Origin of the sequence: Paraburkholderia sediminicola, from assembly GCF_046026895.1 — a bacterium.
Classification (GTDB): domain Bacteria; phylum Pseudomonadota; class Gammaproteobacteria; order Burkholderiales; family Burkholderiaceae; genus Paraburkholderia; species Paraburkholderia sediminicola_C.
This window is the reverse complement of sequence record NZ_JAQQEU010000230.1, coordinates 1-1,166: the sequence shown is the minus strand read 5'-3', so window position 1 is coordinate 1,166 and position 1,166 is coordinate 1. Positions and strand designations below refer to the sequence as shown.

The 1,166-nt window shown below is 56.6% G+C and carries 2 protein-coding genes; both read right to left on the bottom strand.

What is annotated here, in order from left to right; all coding sequences use genetic code 11:
* Positions 1–187: 187 nt before the first annotated feature.
* Positions 188–658 carry a hypothetical protein gene (locus tag PQR02_RS40455; protein ID WP_408243391.1) on the bottom strand — a complete coding sequence of 157 codons (471 nt, stop codon included), beginning with the start codon at positions 656–658 and terminating at the stop codon, positions 188–190.
* A gap of 315 nt (positions 659–973) precedes the next feature.
* Positions 974–1,166 (bottom strand): hypothetical protein (locus tag PQR02_RS40450; RefSeq protein WP_408243390.1); only part of this gene is annotated, 193 nt, incomplete at its 5' end.

The window sequence follows — 1,166 nt, the reverse complement described above, 5'->3', positions numbered from 1 at the left end:
ACTACCATGTGCCATTCGGCGGTCGCAAAAAATCCAGCTACGGAGCGAGAGAGCAGGGCAGCTATGCCCGAGATTTCTTCACGACAGTGAAAACAGCTTACATCGCGGCTGGTATCGTGTGACCTAAAATCCCTCGCCCTATTGTTTGGGGTGAACTATTTAGTGCGAACAGCCGAGGATCTGAAAATTAGAACGTTCGGATCCCGGGCGAATATTGCGGTCCGAAAAAGAAAGGCCTCGGTCTTCCGCAGCACTTGGAAGGCCGGCTCAACCGTCGGAGCACGTCGCATCGCATCACCTCCTGCCGGTGCTGAATCAGCACCGCTGCCGCGGTGTCCTCGAATATGATGTTGTCTTGCGGATACCCACGCTTAAATTTCAGTGCAATCTCTGCGTCGAGGTCATCTTTCGTGTCTTTCGCTTCCCAATAGCCAAACGGCACGCGCAGTTCGTAAAGCAGCGCGCCATCCACGTACCGCTTGTTACGAGTGAGTGTGTCGAGCTCATATTCGGCGATGAAAACCAGATCGTGCTGCTTGCCCCAGTCCTTGAGCAGATCCTTGAAGGCCTCGCGCACTACGGACTCGCGGTGGGTGCCCCCTATCTTCTTCAGTCGGGCAAGGTTGTTGAGGTATTGGTTGATTAGTATCTGGCTCATGAGAATGTGCGTGTGTCGCTGCCTGCGCGGAAGGTAGCATATTAATCCCAGCAGTTACAAGCCAGCCACCAAGCACGAAGGAACGGTAAACGTGCGACGCGATGAAAGGCTGCTGCAGCCGCCGCAGGCACCCGGTAGGTCATCCGGCCGCTCCGGGTCGAGGCCGTGTGAAAACGCAAAAGTACTCGGTTTTCGGGTGTCGTTTTACCCTTCCCGAGTTGCTGCCAAGCCAATACGGCGCGATCTGAAAGGTCGATTTTTTCGAAGGCCACTCTCGGCACGCGTTTTCACACGGCCTCGGTCGGGTCCAGCCGATCACAGCCAGAGGTGCCGTTCGCTCACATATGCCGAACGCATCCGGCAGCACGCGGCCAAAGGCGGACTCTCGTCATCGGGCGCCAGATCCGCGACAGTCGCTAAATGAACGAACGCCTGGTCTGTCCACTGCAGGAAGCGGCGGATGCTGTCGGGAGGCTTGAGCCGCTTATTACCGCGAGTCTTCTTAGGT